Origin of the sequence: Mesorhizobium sp. M7A.F.Ca.CA.002.09.1.1 (assembly GCF_003998555.1) — a bacterium.
In the GTDB taxonomy this organism is placed as follows: domain Bacteria; phylum Pseudomonadota; class Alphaproteobacteria; order Rhizobiales; family Rhizobiaceae; genus Mesorhizobium; species Mesorhizobium ciceri.
The window spans coordinates 1-795 of the sequence record NZ_RZRR01001420.1; the positions used below are offsets into that span (position 1 = coordinate 1).

The 795-nt window shown below is 62.8% G+C and carries 1 protein-coding gene and 1 pseudogene; one reads left to right on the top strand and one right to left on the bottom strand.

What is annotated here, in order from left to right:
• Window positions 1–113, bottom strand: a pseudogene (locus EN994_RS33690) (N-acetylglucosamine kinase); the annotation flags it as partial.
• 199 nt (window positions 114–312) lie between these two features.
• Here EN994_RS33690 and EN994_RS33695 point away from each other — a divergent pair.
• On the top strand, window positions 313–795 hold a 483-nt coding region (locus tag EN994_RS33695; RefSeq protein WP_127308268.1), incomplete at its 3' end, for an SIS domain-containing protein.

Genomic DNA, 795 nt, shown 5'->3' on the forward strand with positions numbered 1-795 from the left:
GTGCGGATGTTGGCGGCGCCGCTTTTGGCGCGGCCGATCACCGTGCCGTCCGCCGTTGCCAGGGCGGCCCTGCAGCTGGTGCCGCCGCCATCGATTCCGAGCACGAAATTCACGTTGATTTCTCCTCCGGGCGGATAATACCAATAAAATACCAATAGCCAAGGATTAATTTCCGTTTCAAAAAGTTTAAGCCGTATTTTATTGAAGAATCTGCCTATTTCGGCGGCTCAGCGATTTCCGGCCCGCGAATTCGTTAATGCGTGTGGACAAGTGGTATTTTTTTGGTATTGTTCTGGTATTGGAGGAACCGGGATGGCCGAAACGCGCACCGAAGCGCTTCACAAAAATGCCGAGGGGCTGGATATCCAGCCTCCGGACGCCATCCTTTCCTATTTGGCCGATGCGCAGATCGAAGCCGCCAAGGTGGTGCGCCATGCCATTCCATCCATCGCCAGGGCCGCCGAGATCATCGCCGGCAGGCTGAAGAGCGGGGGCAAGCTTGCCTACGCCGCGGCCGGCAGCTCAGGCCTGATGGCACTGGCCGATGCGCTGGAGCTGCCGGGCACCTTCGGCATTCACCGCGACCGCATCGCCATCCTGATCGCCGGCGGCGACGACGCTTTCCGCACGCTGGCCGGCGGGCCGGAAGACGATACCGAGGAAGCCGCGGCAGCGGTCGCCGAGGCCGGCCTCGGCAAGGGCGACTGCCTGATCGCCATTTCCGCCAGCGGCACGACGCCCTATGCCGTGCGGGCCATCGAGGAGGCTGCCCGCCGCGGCGCTGCCACCATCGGC